Below are 17142 nucleotides of genomic sequence, written 5' to 3'. Positions count from 1 at the left end.
CGCCCGGGTGAGGCCGTGCGGCCTCGGGGCCGGTCAGGCGCCGGGGCCCTCGGCGGACATGCCGTGCACCGCGGGGACGGTCCCGAGGCGGCCCTTCTGGAAGTCCTCGAAGGCCTGCATCAGCTCGTCCTTGGTGTTCATGACGAACGGGCCGTAGTGGGCCATGGGCTCCCGGATCGGCCGCCCGCCGAGGAGCACGACCTCCAGGTCCGGCGTGTGCGAGTCCTGCTTCTCGTCCGCGCGGACGGTCAGCGAGCCTCCGGCCCCGAACACGGCCGTCTGCCCCAGGTGGACCGGGCGCCGCTCGGCACCCACCGACCCGCGCCCGGCGAGCACGTACGCGAGGCCGTTGAAGTCCTCCCGCCAGGGCAGCGTCACCTCGGCGCCCGGCGCGAGCGTCGCGTGGACCATGGTGATCGGCGTGTGCGTGATGCCGGGGCCCACGTGCCCGTCGAGCTCGCCGGCGATGACCCGGAGCAGCGCGCCGCCGTCGGGGGAGGTGAGCAGCTGCACGCTGCCGCTGCGGATGTCCTGGTAGCGGGGGGCCATCATCTTGTCCTTGGCCGGGAGGTTCACCCACAGCTGGAGCCCGTGGAAGAGACCGCCGGACATGACCAGCTGCTCCGGCGGCGCCTCGATGTGCAGCAGGCCTGAGCCGGCCGTCATCCACTGGGTGTCGCCGTTGGTGATGGTGCCGCCACCGCCGTTGGAGTCCTGGTGGTCGAAGATCCCGTCGATGATGTAGGTGACGGTCTCGAAGCCTCGGTGCGGGTGCCAGGGCGTGCCCTTGGGCTCTCCGGGTGCGTACTCCACCTCACCCATCTGGTCCATCATGATGAACGGGTCGAGATGGCGGTAGTTGATCCCGGCGAACGCGCGGCGCACCGGGAAGCCCTCGCCCTCGAAACCGCCGGGCGCGGTCGTGACGGTGAGCACGGGACGGGCCACGGCCTCGGCGGACGCGGATACACGGGGCAGCGTCAACGGGTTCTCGACGGTCACTGCAGGCATGTCGGTACCTCCTCGGGTACGCCCACTTTAGTTGAGCGTTGAACTTCTTGCCACCCAGAACCGAGAAAGCCCGGAGGGCATTCCCTCCGGGCTCGCGATAGCGGCGGCGATGACGGTCAGCCGTACATCCGGCGCATGGCGAAATCGACCATCTGTTCGACGGCCTTCGCGTCGAAGACCATCCGGTGCTCACCCTCCATGTCCAGCACGAAGCCGTAGCCGGTGGGGAGCAGGTCGATCACCTCCGCGCCGGTGATCACGAAGTACTTGGACTCCTTGCCCGCGTACCGGCGCAGCTCCTTGAGCGAGGTGAACATCGGGATCACCGGCTGCTGGGTGTTGTGCAGCGCCAGGAAACCCGGGTTGTCGCCGCGCGGGCAGTAGACCTTCGAGGTGGCGAAGATCTGCTGGAAGTCCTCGGCTGCCATCTGCCCCGTGGTGAAGGCGCGCACCGCGTCCGCGAGCGAGGGAGGCGACGGCTCGGGGTACAGCGGCGGCTGCTGCCCGTACCCGCCGGACATCGGCTGCTGCGGCGGCGCGTACTGCTGCTGCTGAGGACCCGCGGTCTGGTCGTAGCCGTACATGGCGCACAGCGTAACGAGTAACGAGTCACAGATGGGCGGGGCGGGGTTGCTTCTTATTACCGACGGGTAGCATCATCGGAGCTACTAGTTGGTACGTGTATCAGGTGCGAGGAGTCAGTGCCTCGCCGTTCTCTCTCAACGGAGCCGTCGCCATGGGGCACTACAAGCCGAATCTCCGGGACATCGAGTTCAACCTCTTCGAGGTGCTCGGCCGTGACAAGGTTTACGGCACGGGCCCGTTCGCGGAGATGGACACCGACACCGCCAAGAGCGTCCTCGAGGAGCTCTGCCGCCTCTCGGAGAACGAGCTGGCCGAGTCCTTCGCCGACGCCGACCGCAACCCGCCGGTCTTCGACCCCGAGACCAACACCGCGCCGGTCCCGGCGTCCTTCAAGAAGAGCTACCAGGCCTTCATGGACTCCGAGTACTGGCGCCTGGGCCTGCCCGAGGAGATCGGCGGCACCACCTCGCCGCGCTCGCTCATCTGGGCCTACGCGGAGCTGATCCTCGGCGCCAACCCGGCCGTGTGGATGTACTCCTCCGGCCCGGCCTTCGCGGGCATCCTCTTCGAGGAGGGCAACGAGGTCCAGAAGCACATCGCGAAGATCGCCGTCGAGAAGCAGTGGGGCTCCACCATGGTCCTCACCGAGCCGGACGCCGGCTCGGACGTGGGCGCCGGCCGCACCAAGGCCGTGCAGCAGGAGGACGGCTCCTGGCACATCGAGGGCGTGAAGCGCTTCATCACGTCCGGCGAGCACGACATGTCGGAGAACATCCTCCACTACGTCCTCGCCCGCCCCGAGGGCGCCGGTCCCGGCACCAAGGGCCTGTCCCTCTTCCTCGTCCCGAAGTACGAGTTCGACTTCGAGACCGGCGAGCTGGGCGAGCGCAACGGCGTCTACGCCACCAACGTCGAGCACAAGATGGGCCTGAAGGCCTCCAACACCTGCGAGATGACCTTCGGCGACCGCCACCCCGCCAAGGGCTGGCTGATCGGCGACAAGCACGACGGCATCCGCCAGATGTTCCGCATCATCGAGTTCGCCCGGATGATGGTCGGCACGAAGGCCATCTCGACCCTGTCGACCGGCTACCTCAACGCGCTGGAGTACGCCAAGGAGCGCGTCCAGGGTCCCGACCTGGCCAACTTCATGGACAAGACGGCCCCCAAGGTCACCATCACGCACCACCCGGACGTCCGCCGCTCGCTGATGACGCAGAAGGCGTACGCCGAGGGCATGCGCGCGCTGGTGATGTACACCGCGTCGATCCAGGACGAGATCCAGGTCAAGGAGGCGAACGGCGAGGACGCCTCGACCGCCCACGCCCTCAACGACCTGCTCCTGCCGATCGTCAAGGGCTACGGCTCGGAGAAGGCCTACGAGCAGCTCGCCCAGTCCCTGCAGACCTTCGGCGGCTCCGGCTTCCTGCAGGAGTACCCGATCGAGCAGTACATCCGCGACGCCAAGATCGACACCCTGTACGAGGGCACCACGGCGATCCAGGGCCAGGACTACTTCTTCCGGAAGATCGTCCGCAACCAGGGCGCCGCGCTGAACTCGCTCGCCGAGGACATCAAGAAGTTCCTGGCGCTCGCCACCGGCGGCGAGGAGCTGTCCGGCGCCCGCGAGCACCTGGCCAAGGCCGCCGTCGAGCTGGAGGCCATCGTCGGCCTCATGCTCACCGACCTCGCCGCCACCGAGCAGGACGTCAAGAACATCTACAAGGTGGGCCTCAACACCACCCGCCTGCTGCTCGCCTCCGGTGACGTGATCGTCGGCTACCTGCTCCTCAAGGGCGCCGCGATCGCCGCCGAGAAGCTGCCGACCGCGTCCGCCAAGGACAAGGCGTTCTACACCGGCAAGATCGCCGCGGCGAAGTTCTTCGCCGCCAACGTCCTGCCCGGCGTCACGCTGGCCCGCAAGGTCGCCCAGGGTGTCGAGCTGGACCTGATGGAGCTGGACGAGGCCGCCTTCTAGGACCGGCCCGGCCCCCCTCCACCAATTCCACACACCCCTGACGAGGGCCCGCTCCCGCTCGACGGGAAGCGGGCCCTCGTACGTCGTTAAGGTGAACCCATGAGCGCACCCTCCCGCCCGTCACCCGCCGCCGCCCCTGCACGGAGCGCCGCGCGCGCGCCTCTCACCTTCGACCGCGGTCACACCGACGACCTGATGTCCTTCCTGGCGGCCAGCCCGACGCCGTACCACGCGGTGGCGAACGCCGCCGCGCGGCTGGAGAAGGCCGGTTTCCGGCAGGTCGCGGAGACGGACGCCTGGGAGGGGACGACGGGCGGCAAGTACGTGCTGCGCGGCGGCGCGATCGTGGCCTGGTACGTCCCCGAGGGGGCCGCGCCGCACACCCCCTTCCGCATCGTCGGCGCGCACACCGACTCCCCCAACCTGCGCGTCAAGCCGCGGCCCGACAGCGGCGCGCACGGCTGGCGCCAGATCGCCGTGGAGATCTACGGCGGGCCCCTGATGAACTCGTGGCTCGACCGCGACCTGGGCCTGGCCGGCCGCCTCTCCCTGCGCGACGGCTCGACCCGCCTCGTCGACGTGGACCGCCCGCTGCTGCGCGTCCCGCAGCTCGCCATCCACATGGACCGCAACGTGTCCACGGACGGCCTCAAGCTCGACAAGCAGCGCCACCTCCAGCCCGTGTGGGGCCTCGGGGACACCGTGCGCGACGGCGACCTCATCTCCTTCCTGGAGGAGGAGGCCGGTCTGGAGCACGGCTCGGTCACCGGCTGGGACCTGATGACCCACTCCGTGGAGCCCCCGGCCTACCTGGGCCGCGACCGGGAGCTGGTGGCCGGCCCCCGCATGGACAACCTGCTGTCGGTGCACGCCGGGACCGCCGCCCTGGCCGCCGTCGCCGGCTCGGGCGCCGCCCTCCCGTACATCCCCGTGCTCGCCGCCTTCGACCACGAGGAGAACGGCTCCCAGTCGGACACCGGCGCCGACGGCCCGCTGCTCGGCGGTGTGCTGGAGCGCTCGGTGTTCGCACGCGGCGGCTCGTACGAGGACCGGGCGCGGGCCTTCGCGGGCACCGTCTGTCTGTCCTCCGACACCGGCCACGCCGTCCACCCCAACTACGCGGAGCGGCACGACCCGACGCACCACCCGCGCGTCAACGGCGGCCCCATCCTCAAGGTCAACGTCAACAACCGCTACGCGACGGACGGTTCGGGCCGCGCCGTGTTCGCCGCCGCCTGCGAGAAGGCGGACGTCGCCTTCCAGACCTTCGTCTCCAACAACTCCATGCCCTGCGGCACGACCATCGGTCCGATCACCGCGGCCCGGCACGGCATCCGCACGGTCGACATCGGCGTGGCCATCCTGTCGATGCACAGCGCCCGGGAGTTGTGCGGCGCAGACGACCCGTACCTGCTGGCGAACGCGCTGGTGGCGTTCCTGGAGGGCTGAGCCCGTCCTGCGCCTCCCGGCCGGAACACCCCTGCACCGCATGGGTGTTCCGGTCGCGGGTACCCGCTCGGAACCGGGTCGGCCGGAAAGCCGGACCGACCGGATCTACAGGGAGGCGACACTCATGGGCCTCGGCGGGTGCATCATCCTCATCGCCGTGGGAGCCATCCTCACGTTCGCGACCGACTGGGACATGCAGGGGGTCAACCTCGACCTGGTCGGCGTCATCTTCATGGTCGTCGGCCTGATCGGTGTCGCGACCTTCAGCAGCATCGCCCGGCGCCGCCGCGTCGTGATGCCGCCGACGACCCCCGTCGTCGAGGACCGGCCCCACCACCACACGCGCGACGGCTACAGCGACGGCTACGGCGCCTGACCGCCCCGGGCCCCTCCGGTGGCGGCCGTACGGCCAGGACCGGCCGGCGCGCCGGTTCCGCCCTCAGGAGGCTTCCGGGGCCAGCGCGTGTCCGGTGGTCGCGTCCACATGGTCCGGCACCTCGTCGTGCCGGTCGCCGACGGTGAGGGTGCCGGTCGGTTCGAACAGCATGAGGGACGTGGGCACGGGCGCGGACGGCCTGTGCTCGGTGCCGCGCGGGACGGTGAAGACCGAGCCCTTCGGCAGGACGACCGTGCGCTCGCCGGCCGCCTCGCGCAGGGCGATGTGCAGTTCGCCGTCGAGGACGAGGAAGAACTCGTCGGTGTGGTCGTGCACGTGCCAGACGTGTTCGCCCTCGACCTTGGCGACGCGGACGTCGTAGTCGTTGACCGTCGTGACGATACGAGGGCTCCACTGCTCGGTGAAGGAGGCGAGGGCGGAGGGCAGCGAGGTCGGTTCCTGAGTCATGGCGCCATCGTCCGGGGTGACCGGGACGCCGGTCGAGTGATAGGAACCGCAAATGCCGCAAGAATCCTCTCACCGCCCGCGCCCGCACCGTGTCGCGGTGCTCGTCGACGAGGGCACCAATCCGTTCGAGGTCGGCTGCGTCACCGAGCTGTTCGGGCTGCCGCGGCCCGAACTGGGGCTGCCGGGACCCCTGTACGAGACGACGCTGTGCGGCCCGAAGCCCGGGATCCGCATGAACCACGGGTTCTTCACCCTCGCCGACGTGCCCGGCCTGGACGCCGTGGACGACGCGGACACGCTCGTCGTGCCCGGCCGCCCCGACAACGTGGTGCCGCGCGTCCCCGCCGTGCTGGACGCGATCCGGCGCGCCCACGCGCGCGGCGCCCGCGTGCTCAGCCTGTGCACGGGCAGCTTCGCGCTCGCCGAGGCCGGGCTCCTCGACGGGCGGCGGGCCGCGACCCACTGGCTGTGGGCCGAGTCCTTCCGCCGGCTGCACCCGCGCGTGCTGCTCGAACCGGACGTGCTGTTCGTGGACGACGGCGACATCCTCACCGCCGCCGGCAGCGCGGCCGCACTGGACCTCGGGCTGCACGTGTGGCGCCGGGACCACGGCGCCGAGATCGCGAACGCCGTCTCCCGGCGGCTGGTGTTCGCCGCACACCGGGACGGCGGCCAGCGGCAGTTCGTGGAGCGGCCGGTGCCGGACGTGCCGGACGAGTCGCTCGCGCCCCTGCTGGCCTGGGCGCAGGAGCGGCTGGGCGAGCCGCTGACGGTGGCGGATCTGGCGGCGCACGCGACGGTGTCCCCGGCCACGCTGCACCGGCGGTTCCGGGCGCAGCTCGGGACGACGCCCCTCGCCTGGCTGACCGCCGAGCGCGTGACCCTCGCGCGGCGTCTGATCGAGCGCGGGGAGGAGCGGCTGGACGTGGTGGCGGCCCGCAGCGGGCTGGGGACCGCCGCCAACCTCAGAGCGCGGCTCCGACGCGAGACGGGGCTCAGCCCGTCGGCCTACCGGCGGCGTTTCGGAACGCGTTCGCGGGAAGCGGTCAGAGCATGAGATTCCTCGTGTACGACCGGCTCCTCGGCTTCGGTGACGACTACTGGATCGAGGACGACAACGGCAACAAGGTGTTCCTCGTCGACGGCAAGGCGATGCGGGTGCGGGACACCTGGGAGCTGAAGGACGCCCAGGGCCGGGTCCTCATCGACATCCACCAGAAGATGTTCGCCCTGCGCGACACGATGGTGATCGAGCGGGGCGGCGAACCGCTGGCGCGCATCAAGCGGAAACGTCTGTCCCTGCTGCGCAACCACTACCGGGTCACCCTGGCCGACGGCACCGAACTCGACGTCAGCGGCAAGATCCTCGACCGGGAGTTCGCCATCGAGTACGACGGTGAACTGCTGGCCGTCGTCTCCCGGCGGTGGCTGACGGTGCGGGACACCTACGGCGTCGACGTCGTCCGCGACGACGCGGACCCGGCGCTGCTGATCGCGCTGACCGTGTGCGTGATCCACCTGGCGGAGAAGGAACGGGAGGACGACTGAGCCGCCCGCCCCGCCGCCAGGCCTAGCGCCGCGGCGTGTCCAGGCCGAGGACGCGGTCCTTCAGGGCCGGGAACTGCTCCCGGGTCCGCGCCACCTTCGCCGGGTCGAACTCCACGACGAGAACCTCCTCGCCGGCGCCCGCCTCCGCCAGCACCTCGCCCCACGGGTCGACCACGATCGAGTGACCGGCCTGCGGGACCCCGGCGTGCGTCCCGGCCGTTCCGCAGGCGAGGACGAACGCCTGGTTCTCCACCGCGCGCGCCCGGGCCAGCAGCGTCCAGTGGGACCGGCGGCGCTCCGGCCAGCCCGCCGGGACCACGAGGGTCTCGGCACCGGCGTCGACGAGGCCGCGGAAGAGCTCGGGGAAGCGCAGGTCGTAGCAGGTCGCCACGCCCAGGGTCGTCTCCGGCAGACGGACCGTCACCAGCTCGTCGCCCGCCCCCATCAGCACGGCCTCGCCCTTGTCGAAGCCGAAGCGGTGGATCTTGCGGTAGGAGGCGGCCAGGTCGCCGGCGGGGGAGAAGACGAGGGAGGTGTTGTAGAGCCGTCCGTCGGGGGCGCGCTCGGGGACGGACCCCGCGTGCAGCCACACCCCCGCGTCGCTCGCCGCCTTGGCCATCGCCTCGTACGTCGGGCCCTGGAGCGGCTCGGCCTGCGCGTCGAACTCCTCGAAGGCGAACGCGCCCGTGGTCCACAGTTCCGGCAGCACGACGAGGTCGGCGCCCGCCTGTTCCCGTACGAGGCCGGCCACGCGCGCACGACGCGCTTCGACCGTTTCGTCCTCGTTCACGGAGATTTGCATCAAAGAGGCGCGCACACTACCACCGTCCTGGCATTCGAGCCGTCCACTCGGGCCTACGATCGTCACACGAAAGCACTGCCGGGGTGCCGCACAGCAGCGTAACTTAGCGTCCCAAGACGCCCGCCGACCGCAGCCGCAGCCACCTCCCACTGGCACCGCCGCCAGAACCTGCCCGTGTACCGACCGCCGAGGGGTCCCGTTCCGTGAGTCTGCATCCCACCCTCCAGCCCTACGCCGACGCCTGGACTCACTCCATCGAGGCGATATCCGAGCTGGTCCAGCCGCTTGTGGATGCAGAGTGGAACCGCCGCACCCCCTGCCCGGGCTGGTCGGTGCGGGACGTCGTCTCGCACGTCATGGGCCTGGACTCCGAGATGCTCGGCGACCCGCGCCCGATCCACACGCTCCCGCGGGACCTGTTCCACGTCACCAACGAGCACCAGCGGTACATGGAGATGCAGGTCGACGTCCGCCGTCACCACACGGCGCCCGAGATCACCTCCGAGCTCGAGTACATGATCATCCGGCGCAACCGGCAGCTGCGGAACGAGTCGCGGGATCCTGGCACCAAGGTGCGCGGCCCGATGGGCACCGAGCTGACGCTGGAGGAGTCCATGCGCCGGCACGCGTTCGCCGTGTGGGCGCACGAGCAGGACCTGCGCACCGCACTCGGCCGCCCCGGAAACCTCGACTCCCCCGGCGCGCTCGTCGCCCGTGACGTGCTGCTCGCCGAGCTGCCGGGCGTCGTCGCCGAGCGCGCGGACGCGCCGCGCAGCTCGGCGGTCGTCTTCGACGTCCACGGCCCCGTCGAGTTCCTGCGCACGATCCGCGTCGACATCCAGGGCCGCGGCACCCTCGAGACGGCCCCCGCCCTCGGCCCGGCCGCCACCCTCGCCCTCGACTGGGAGACCTACGTCCGCCTGGCCTGCGGCCGCGTGACCCCGGAGGCGGTCACGGACCGCATCAAGACGGAGGGCGACCCGGACCTGACGGCGGCGATCCTGCGCAACTTCGTCGTCACCCCGTAGCTGCGGGGCACGGGTGGGCGCAGGGGCACCCCGGCGGCGCCGGGCCACGCGACCCACCCCCGCCCCGGCACCCGGTGCCTACACCGGCACGTGCACCGTCTCCACCCGGCTGGCCACCGACCGCTCCCGCTCCCGCAGCGCCGCCCGCTTCCGCAACCGCAGGATCTGCGTCACCCCCACCGCCTGCAACACGAACACCGACGAGAACGCCACTCCGTAGTCGTCCCCCGTCGCGTCCAGCAGCACCCCGATCGCGAACAACGTGGTCATCGACGCCACGAAGCCCCCCATGTTCGTGATCCCGGACGCCGTCCCCTGCCGCTCCGGCGGATTGGCCGGCCGCGCGAAGTCGAAGCCGATCATCGACGCCGGCCCGCACGCGCCGAGCACCGTGCACAGCACGACCAGCAGCCACATCGGCGCGTGCTCCGCCGGATAGGCCAGCGTCGCCGCCCACAGGACCGCCGTCGCGCCCACCGTGCCGAGCGCCAGCGGCAGCCGCGCCCCGTGGTGCCGGGCGATGATCTGGCCGTAGACCAGACCGACCGTCATGTTGGACAGCACCACGAGGGTGAGCAGCCCGCCCGCCGTCCCCCGGGACAGCCCCTGGGCCTCCACGAGGAACGGCAGGCCCCACAGCAGCAGGAAGACCATCGCCGGGAACTGGGTGGTGAAGTGCACCCACAGCCCCAGCCGGGTGCCGGGCTCCCGCCAGGACGCGGCGATCTGCCGCCGTACGTACGCGGCCCCCTGGTGCGACACCGGCTCGGGCTCGTACCCGTCGGGGTGGTCCTTGAGGAAGAGCACCAGCAGGACCAGGACGACCGCACCGGCGAGCGCGCTGCCCGCGAAGGCCGCCGTCCAGCCGATGCCGTGGAGCAGCCGGGCCAGGACCAGCGTGGAGACCAGGTTGCCCGCCATGCCGACCAGCCCGGCGAGCTGGGCGACCATCGGCCCGCGCCGGGCCGGGAACCAGCGGGTGCCGAGCCGCAGCACACTGATGAACGTCATCGCGTCGCCGCAGCCCAGCAGCGCCCGTGAGGCGAGCGCGGTGCCGTACGTCGGCGAGAAGGCGAAGCCCAGCTGCCCCGCCGTGAACAGGACGGCGCCGATCCCCAGCACCTTCTTCGTGCCGAGCCGGTCGACCAGCAGGCCGACGGGTATCTGCATGCCGGCGTAGACCAGCAGCTGGAGGATGGAGAACGTGGACAGGGCGGAGGCGTTGACGTGGAAGCGGTCGGCCGCGTCGAGGCCGGCCACGCCCAGGGACGTACGGAAGATGACGGCGACGAAGTAGACGGCGACGCCGATGCCCCAGACGGCCATCGCGCGCCGCCCGCCGGGCGGGTCGCCCGGCAGGGTGTGCCTGCCCGGTGCGGCGGAACTCATCGGACCTCACCCCGCGCCAGGTGCGAGAACCAGCCCACGTGCCGGTGGACCACGCCGACGGCCGCCTCCGCGTCCCCGGAACGCAGCGCGTCGAGGATCTCCTCGTGCTCGGCGAGCGTCTTGGCGATCCGGTCCGGGTGGGAGTGCATGACGGCGACGCCCATGCGCAACTGGCGGTCGCGGAGCTGGTCGTAGAGCCGGGAGAGGATCTCGTTGCCGCCGCTGCGGACGATCTCGGCGTGGAAGCAGCGGTCGGTGACTGAGGCTCCGGCGTAATCACCGGCGGCCGCCTGCTCACGCTGACGGGCGAGCAGTTCCGCCAGCCGTTCGACGAGCCCGGGCGGGGCGGGTACGGCCTTGCGCGCCGCGTGCTCCTCGACCAGCAGCCGGGTCTCCACGACGTCCGCGATCTCCTGGGCGGAGACGGGCAGGACCAGCGCGCCCTTCTTCGGATAGAGCCGGATCAGCCCCTCGACCTCGAGCCGGAGCAGGGCCTCCCGCACCGGGGTGCGCGAGACGCCCACGGCCTCGGCGAGCTCGCCCTCGGTGAGCAGCGTCCCACCCTCGTAACGGCGCTCGAGGACGGCCTGCTTGACGTGGGCGTACACGCGGTCGGCGGCGGGTGGTTGCTTCACGGCCATGGTCATGGCCACAGGATAGATACAACAGGGACGCAAGAGGGACTACGTCCACCATCCGGACGCCCGGTCACCCGTCCGAGGGAAGGGTCCGCGGGCAGCGCAACCGTCCGCCCCCTTCACGTGTCCCACAGGCGCGGCCCATGCTGGTTCGACCACGACGGGACCACGACGGGACCGACCACAACAGGGCCGCACCATCGGGCATTTCACAACAATCGGGGTATCCCTCTTGAGAAACGGCATTCAGGGCATCCGTCTCCGCCGGGCCGTCGCCGTGGCCGTGACCACCGGCGCCGTGCTCGCGTCCGGAGCCCTCACCACCGCGCCCGCACAGGCCGCCGCCCCCGCACAGGCCGCGTCCGCCCCCGCGCGGGCCGCCGCCGTGCCCTCGATCGCGGCCAAGGGCGGCTTCGTGATGAACGACGCGACGGGCGCGGCCCTCTACACCAAGGCCGCGGACACCAGGCGCTCCACCGGGTCCACGACCAAGATCATGACCGCCAAGGTCGTGCTCTCCCAGCCCAGGCTGAACCTGGACGCCAAGGTCACGATCCAGATGGCCTACAGCGACTACATCGTCTCGAAGAACGCCTCCTCCGCCCGCCTGATCGTCGGCGACAAGGTGACGGTCCGGCAGCTGCTGTACGGGCTGATGCTGCCGTCCGGCTGTGACGCGGCCTACGCGCTGGCCGACACGTTCGGCACGGGCAGGACACGGGCGGAGCGGGTGAAGTCGTTCATCGGCAAGATGAACGCGCAGGCCAAGAGCCTCGGCCTGAAGAACACGCACTTCGACTCGTTCGACGGCATCGGCAACGGCACCAACTACTCGACGCCGCGCGACCTGACGAAGCTCGCGAGCAGCGCGATGAAGAACTCGGTCTTCCGCACGATCGTCAAGACCAAGAAGTACACGGCGAGGACGACGACGAAGAGCGGCGGCACCCGCACGATGGCGGCGTGGACCAACACCAACACGCTGCTCGGCAGTTACAGCGGCACGACCGGCGTCAAGACCGGCTCGGGCCCGGAGGCCAAGTACTGCCTGGTCTTCGCCGCGACCCGCAAGGGAAAGACGGTGATCGGCACCGTGCTGGCCTCCACGTCCTCGACCCAGCGCGCCAAGGACGCGACACAGCTGCTGAACTACGGCTTCGCCAAGGCGGGCTGACACCCGGGACGACGGAACCGCGCGCCCCGTGGCGGGACGCGCGGTTCCCTCTCCTCCGTCAGCGGGGCGTCACGCCCAGGTGAGCAGACGCTTCGGCTGTTCCAGGACCGCCGCCACGTCGGCGAGGACCTTGGAGCCCAGCTCGCCGTCGACCAGGCGGTGGTCGAAGCTCAGCGCCAGGGTCGTGACCTGACGTGGCTTCACCTTGCCCTTGTGCACCCACGGCTGGAGCTTGATCGCGCCGACCGCGAGGATCGCGGACTCGCCGGGGTTGAGGATCGGCGTGCCGGTGTCGACGCCGAAGACGCCGACGTTGGTGATGGTCACCGTGCCGCCCTGCATGGCGGCCGGGGACGTCCTGCCCTCCCGGGCCGTCGACACCAGCTCGCCCAGCGACTCGGCGAGCTGCGGCAGTGTCTTGGCGTGGGCGTCCTTGATGTTCGGCACGATCAGGCCGCGCGGGGTCGCGGCGGCGATGCCCAGGTTCACGTAGTGCTTGACCACGATCTCCTGCGCCGCCTCGTCCCAGGACGCGTTGATGTCCGGATTGCGCCTGATCGCGACCAGCAGGGCCTTGGCGATCAGCAGGAGCGGGTTCACCCGCAGGCCCGTGAACTCCTTGTCCTGCTTCAGCTCCTCGACCAGCTTCATCGTCCGCGTCACGTCGACCGTCACGAACTCGGTGACGTGCGGCGCGGTGAACGCCGAGCCGACCATCGCCGCCGCCGTCGCCTTCCGCACGCCCTTGACGGGAGTACGGGTCTCGCGGGCCGTGTCGTACGACACCGCGGGCGCCGGGGCCGCGGGCGCCGGCGTGGCGGCGACGGGGGCCTCCTCGGGCGTCTCGGCCGGCGCGGTGGCGGCCGTCACCGCCGCGTGCACGTCCTCGCGCGTGATGACGCCGTCGGGGCCGGAGGGGACCACCGTCGCCAGGTCGACGCCGAGGTCCTTGGCCAGCTTGCGCACCGGCGGCTTGGCCAGCGGGCGCTCGCGGGTGACCGGCCCGTGGCCGTTCATCTCGGCCTGGATCGCGGCCGACGCCTCCTGGGCCGGGGCATCCGGGCTCTTGCGCGGCCGGCGGCGGGTCGAGGAGGTGGCCACTCCGTACCCGACGAGGACCGGCTGGCGGCCCTCCGGCTTCTTCTCCTCCGCCTCGTCCGCTGCCGGTACCTCGGCCGCTGCCGGCGCGGCCTCCTGCGCCGGGGCGGCTGCGGCCGCTCCGTCGCCGACGGCGACCGCGATGATCGAGGTGCCCACGTCGACCGTGGTGCCCTCGGGGAAGTGCAGCTCGCGGACCACACCGTCGTACGGAATGGGCAGTTCGACCGCTGCCTTGGCCGTCTCGACCTCGCACACGATCTGTCCGTCGGTGACCGTGTCACCGGGCTGGACGTACCACTTGAGGATCTCGGCCTCGGTGAGTCCCTCGCCCACGTCGGGCATCTTGAACTCGCGGACGGAGCCTTCAGTCATCGTCGTCAACGCCCTCTCCTCAGTACGCCAGCGAGCGGTCGACGGCGTCCAGCACCCGGTCCAGGTCGGGCAGGTACTCCTCCTCCAGGCGGGCCGGCGGGTACGGCGCGTGGTAGCCGCCGACCCGGAGCACCGGGGCCTCCAGGTGGTAGAAGCAGCGCTCGGTGATCCGCGCCGCGATCTCCGCGCCCGAGCCCAGGAAGACCGGCGCCTCGTGGACCACGATCAGGCGGCGGGTCTTCTCCACCGACGCCTGGACGGTGTCGAAGTCCACCGGGGAGATGGAACGCAGGTCCACGACCTCCAGGGACCGGCCCTCCTCGGCCGCCGCGTCGGCGACCTCCTGGCAGAGCTTCACCATCGGGCCGTAGGCGGCCAGGGTGAGGTCGGCGCCCTCACGGACGACGCGCGCCTTGTGCAGCGGGCCCGGGATCGCCTCGGTGTCGACCGCGGCCTTGTCCCAGTAGCGCCGCTTGGGCTCGAAGTAGATCACCGGGTCGTCGCTCTGGATGGCCTGCTGCATCATCCAGTAGGCGTCCTCGGCGTTCGACGGGGAGACCACCTTCAGGCCCGCCACGTGCGCGAACAGCGCCTCGGGGGACTCGGAGTGGTGCTCGACCGCCCCGATGCCGCCGCCGTAGGGGATGCGGATGACGACCGGCATCTTGACCTTGCCGAGCGAGCGGGCGTGCATCTTCGCCAGCTGCGTGACGATCTGGTCGTAGGCCGGGAAGACGAAGCCGTCGAACTGGATCTCCACCACCGGGCGGTAGCCGCGCAGGGCCAGGCCGATGGCGGTGCCGACGATGCCGGACTCGGCCAGCGGGGTGTCGATGACCCGGTCCTCGCCGAAGTCCTTCTGCAGCCCGTCGGTGACGCGGAAGACGCCGCCGAGCTTGCCGACGTCCTCACCCATGATCAGGACCTTGGGGTCCGACTCCAGCGCACGGCGCAGCGACTCGTTGATCGCCTTGGCCAGCGCCATCTTTTCCGCTGCCATGTCAGACCCCCTCGGCCTCTGCGAACGACGCCTGGTAGGCGGCGAACTGGGCGCGCTCCTCGTCGACGAGCGCGTGCCCGTCCGCGTACACGTTCTCGAAGATGGCGAACCGGTCCGGGTCGGGCATGGCACGGACCACTTCGCGCACTCGTTTGCCCAACGCCTCGCTCTCCGCCTCCAGTTCCGCGAAGAATCCCTCGTCCGCGTGGTTTGCGGACTCCAGATAGCGGCGCAGGCGCAGGATCGGGTCCTTCGCCTCCCAGGCGGCGCGCTCGTCGTCGTGCCGGTAGCGGGACGGGTCGTCCGAGGTGGTGTGGGCGCCCATGCGGTACGTGTACGCCTCGATCAGCGCCGGGCCCTCGCCGTGCCGGGCGCGCTCCAGGGCCCACCGGGTGACCGCCAGACAGGCCAGCACGTCGTTGCCGTCGACCCGGACGCCGGGGAAGCCGAAGCCCTGGGCGCGCTGGTACAGCGGCACGCGGGTCTGCTTCTCGTTGGACTCCGAGATAGCCCACTGGTTGTTCTGGCAGAAGAAGATCACCGGGGCGTTGTAGACCGCGGCGAAGTTGAACGCCTCGCTGACGTCGCCCTGGCTGGAGGCGCCGTCGCCGAAGTAGGCGATGACGCCCGAGTCCGCGCCGTCCTTGGCGACCCCCATCGCGTAGCCCGTGGCGTGCAGCGCCTGGGAGCCGATGACGATGGTGTAGAGGTGGAAGTTGTTGCTGTTGGGGTCCCAGCCGCCGTTGTTCACGCCGCGGAACATGCCGAGCAGGTTGGTCGGATCCACCCCGCGGCACCAGGCGACGCCGTGCTCGCGGTAGGTGGGGAAGACGTAGTCGTCCTCGCGGGTGGCGCGGCCGGAGCCGATCTGGGCGGCCTCCTGGCCCAGCAGCGAGGCCCACAGGCCCAGCTCGCCCTGGCGCTGCAGCGCGGTGGCCTCGGCGTCGAAGCGCCGGGTGAGCACCATGTCGCGGTACAGGCCGCGCAGCTCTTCGGGGGTGATGCCGGCGACGTACTCGGCGTACTCCGCGTAGGCCGGCTTCCTGACGCGCTTGCCCTCGGGCGTCAGCAGCTGCACGAGCTCCGTCGCGGAGCCCTTCCCGGCAGCCGTGCGGGTGGTACGGGTGGTGCGCTTGGCGCCGGTGGTGCCGGCCTCGGAGCCGGCGGTACCGGCTGCCTTGCTTCCGGCGCTGCGTCGCGGCTTGCGCGCGGCAGTGCTCTCCACGGTCACGTGTGCTCCTCCGTCGGTCCGGCCCCCGGGTTCGCCGGGCGCCAGTGCGGCTCACCTGTGGCCCGTCGGTCGCACAGGGTGGGTGCGGCCCGGTCGGGACAGGCGTGACAGGTGCCCCGGCGAGCGTCCCTGCAAAAGGCACGTTACCCAGTGCTCCACATTTCTGTGAAACCCCTCCTGACCTGCGTTTTTACTCGGATTTCCAAGTAAATCGGCAAAGCGGGGAAGTTTTCCTGGTCACAGCCTTGCAGGGGGCCGGAACAACGGCACGTTATCCCGGCCACCCCGGGCACGGGAAGAGCTGGTGTGTGACACTGAGCGCGTGCACGAAGACGGAAAAATACGGGTATTTCTCCTCGACGACCATGAGGTCGTCCGTCGGGGTGTGCACGAGCTGCTGGCGGGCGAGGCCGACATCGAGGTCGTCGGCGAGGCCGGCACGGCGGCCGACGCGCTCGCCCGGGTCGTCGCCACCCGTCCGGACGTGGCGGTGCTCGACGTCCGGCTCCCGGACGGCAGCGGTGTGGAGGTCTGCCGGGAGATCCGCTCGCACGACGACTCGGTCCGGTGCCTGATGCTCACGTCGTTCGCCGACGACGAGGCCCTCTTCGACGCGATCATGGCGGGCGCCTCCGGTTACGTCCTCAAGGACATCCGGGGCGCCGAGCTGCTGTCCGCCGTGCGGGACGTCGCCGCCGGGAGGTCGCTGCTCGACCCGGCGGCCACCGCGCGCGTGCTGGAGCGGCTGCGCGACGGAGGCGCCCGGGGCGACGACCGGCTGGCCCGCCTCACCGAGCAGGAGCGCCGCATCCTGGAGCTGATCGGCGAGGGGCTCACCAACCGGGCGATCGGCGAACGGCTGCACCTTGCCGAGAAGACGATCAAGAACTACGTCTCGAGCCTGCTGTCCAAACTCGGCATGCAGCGGCGCTCCCAGGCGGCCGCCTACGTGGCCCGCCTGCAGGCGGAGGGCTCCGCCGACCGTCTGTGAC

At 71.0% G+C, this 17142-nt stretch carries 17 protein-coding genes; 8 read left to right on the top strand and 9 right to left on the bottom strand.

Annotated features, from left to right (window positions below; all coding sequences use genetic code 11):
- Positions 1–33: 33 nt before the first annotated feature.
- On the bottom strand, positions 34–1011 hold the full coding sequence (locus AB0E77_RS20445; protein WP_361572608.1) for a pirin family protein: 978 nt from the start codon (positions 1009–1011) through the stop codon (positions 34–36).
- A 116-nt stretch (positions 1012–1127) separates the two neighbouring features.
- Positions 1128–1595 carry an SseB family protein gene (locus tag AB0E77_RS20440; RefSeq protein WP_189230111.1) on the bottom strand — a complete coding sequence of 156 codons (468 nt, stop codon included), beginning with the start codon at positions 1593–1595 and terminating at the stop codon, positions 1128–1130.
- Between the two features lie 152 nt (positions 1596–1747).
- Here AB0E77_RS20440 and AB0E77_RS20435 point away from each other — a divergent pair, with 152 nt between their 5' ends.
- The 3 genes from AB0E77_RS20435 to AB0E77_RS20425 all read left to right on the top strand — a co-directional run bounded on the left by AB0E77_RS20435 (position 1748) and on the right by AB0E77_RS20425 (position 5399).
- On the top strand, positions 1748–3574 hold the full coding sequence (locus tag AB0E77_RS20435) for an acyl-CoA dehydrogenase (RefSeq protein WP_361572606.1): 1827 nt from the start codon (positions 1748–1750) through the stop codon (positions 3572–3574).
- A 99-nt stretch (positions 3575–3673) separates the two neighbouring features.
- Positions 3674–5023, top strand: a complete 1350-nt coding sequence (locus AB0E77_RS20430; protein ID WP_361572604.1) for a M18 family aminopeptidase — start codon at positions 3674–3676, stop codon at positions 5021–5023.
- A 124-nt stretch (positions 5024–5147) separates the two neighbouring features.
- The gene (locus AB0E77_RS20425; RefSeq protein WP_073726244.1) at positions 5148–5399 is read left to right on the top strand and encodes a DUF6458 family protein; all 252 of its coding nucleotides are present in this window, start codon (positions 5148–5150) and stop codon (positions 5397–5399) included.
- 63 nt (positions 5400–5462) lie between these two features.
- Here the strand turns inward: AB0E77_RS20425 and AB0E77_RS20420 are convergent, their stop codons facing one another.
- On the bottom strand, positions 5463–5867 hold the full coding sequence (locus tag AB0E77_RS20420; protein ID WP_361572602.1) for a cupin domain-containing protein: 405 nt from the start codon (positions 5865–5867) through the stop codon (positions 5463–5465).
- Positions 5868–5919: 52 nt separating this feature from the next.
- On the opposite strand from AB0E77_RS20420, the gene AB0E77_RS20415 reads away from it, so the two are divergent.
- Positions 5920–6924: a helix-turn-helix domain-containing protein gene (locus AB0E77_RS20415; protein WP_361572600.1), complete on the top strand. Its 1005-nt coding sequence runs from the start codon at positions 5920–5922 to the stop codon at positions 6922–6924.
- Entirely contained in the window at positions 6921–7415 is a 495-nt protein-coding gene (locus AB0E77_RS20410; RefSeq protein WP_361572598.1) for an LURP-one-related/scramblase family protein, read from the top strand. The genes AB0E77_RS20415 and AB0E77_RS20410 overlap by 4 nt, the downstream gene beginning before the upstream one ends.
- Positions 7416–7437: 22 nt before the next feature.
- On the opposite strand, the gene AB0E77_RS20405 is transcribed toward AB0E77_RS20410, so the two are convergent.
- Positions 7438–8232 (bottom strand): carbon-nitrogen family hydrolase, encoded by a 795-nt coding sequence (locus tag AB0E77_RS20405; protein WP_361572597.1) that lies wholly within the window; start codon positions 8230–8232, stop codon positions 7438–7440.
- Positions 8233–8420: 188 nt separating this feature from the next.
- Between AB0E77_RS20405 and AB0E77_RS20400 the strand changes: the two genes are divergently transcribed.
- Positions 8421–9245 (top strand): maleylpyruvate isomerase family mycothiol-dependent enzyme, encoded by an 825-nt coding sequence (locus AB0E77_RS20400; protein ID WP_361572595.1) that lies wholly within the window; start codon positions 8421–8423, stop codon positions 9243–9245.
- 78 nt (positions 9246–9323) lie between these two features.
- Here the strand turns inward: AB0E77_RS20400 and AB0E77_RS20395 are convergent, their stop codons facing one another.
- Both AB0E77_RS20395 and AB0E77_RS20390 read right to left on the bottom strand, forming a co-directional pair.
- A complete protein-coding gene (locus tag AB0E77_RS20395; RefSeq protein WP_361572593.1) occupies positions 9324–10634 on the bottom strand; it encodes an MFS transporter in 1311 nt (436 codons plus the stop codon).
- Positions 10631–11281 carry a GntR family transcriptional regulator gene (locus AB0E77_RS20390; RefSeq protein ID WP_361572591.1) on the bottom strand — a complete coding sequence of 217 codons (651 nt, stop codon included), beginning with the start codon at positions 11279–11281 and terminating at the stop codon, positions 10631–10633. Before AB0E77_RS20390 ends, AB0E77_RS20395 begins: the two co-directional genes overlap by 4 nt.
- A 223-nt stretch (positions 11282–11504) precedes the next feature.
- Here AB0E77_RS20390 and AB0E77_RS20385 point away from each other — a divergent pair, with 223 nt between their 5' ends.
- On the top strand, positions 11505–12446 hold the full coding sequence (locus AB0E77_RS20385; protein ID WP_361572589.1) for a D-alanyl-D-alanine carboxypeptidase: 942 nt from the start codon (positions 11505–11507) through the stop codon (positions 12444–12446).
- A gap of 69 nt (positions 12447–12515) precedes the next feature.
- Here the strand turns inward: AB0E77_RS20385 and AB0E77_RS20380 are convergent, their stop codons facing one another.
- The 3 genes from AB0E77_RS20380 to pdhA are packed head-to-tail and all read right to left on the bottom strand — an operon-like array spanning position 12516 to position 16150.
- Positions 12516–13928, bottom strand: coding sequence for a dihydrolipoamide acetyltransferase family protein (locus AB0E77_RS20380; RefSeq protein ID WP_361572587.1), 1413 nt, complete (start codon positions 13926–13928; stop codon positions 12516–12518).
- A gap of 10 nt (positions 13929–13938) precedes the next feature.
- Entirely contained in the window at positions 13939–14919 is a 981-nt protein-coding gene (locus tag AB0E77_RS20375) for an alpha-ketoacid dehydrogenase subunit beta (RefSeq protein WP_361572585.1), read from the bottom strand.
- A gap of 1 nt (position 14920) precedes the next feature.
- A complete protein-coding gene (pdhA, locus tag AB0E77_RS20370; protein WP_361572583.1) occupies positions 14921–16150 on the bottom strand; it encodes a pyruvate dehydrogenase (acetyl-transferring) E1 component subunit alpha in 1230 nt (409 codons plus the stop codon).
- 322 nt (positions 16151–16472) lie between these two features.
- On the opposite strand from pdhA, the gene AB0E77_RS20365 reads away from it, so the two are divergent.
- The gene (locus AB0E77_RS20365; protein WP_361572581.1) at positions 16473–17141 is read left to right on the top strand and encodes a response regulator transcription factor; all 669 of its coding nucleotides are present in this window, start codon (positions 16473–16475) and stop codon (positions 17139–17141) included.
- Position 17142: the final 1 nt, after the last annotated feature.

This window comes from Streptomyces sp. NPDC032940, from assembly GCF_040636935.1.
Taxonomy (GTDB): Bacteria; Actinomycetota; Actinomycetes; order Streptomycetales; family Streptomycetaceae; genus Streptomyces.
This window is presented reverse-complemented; position numbering and strand designations above follow the sequence as displayed.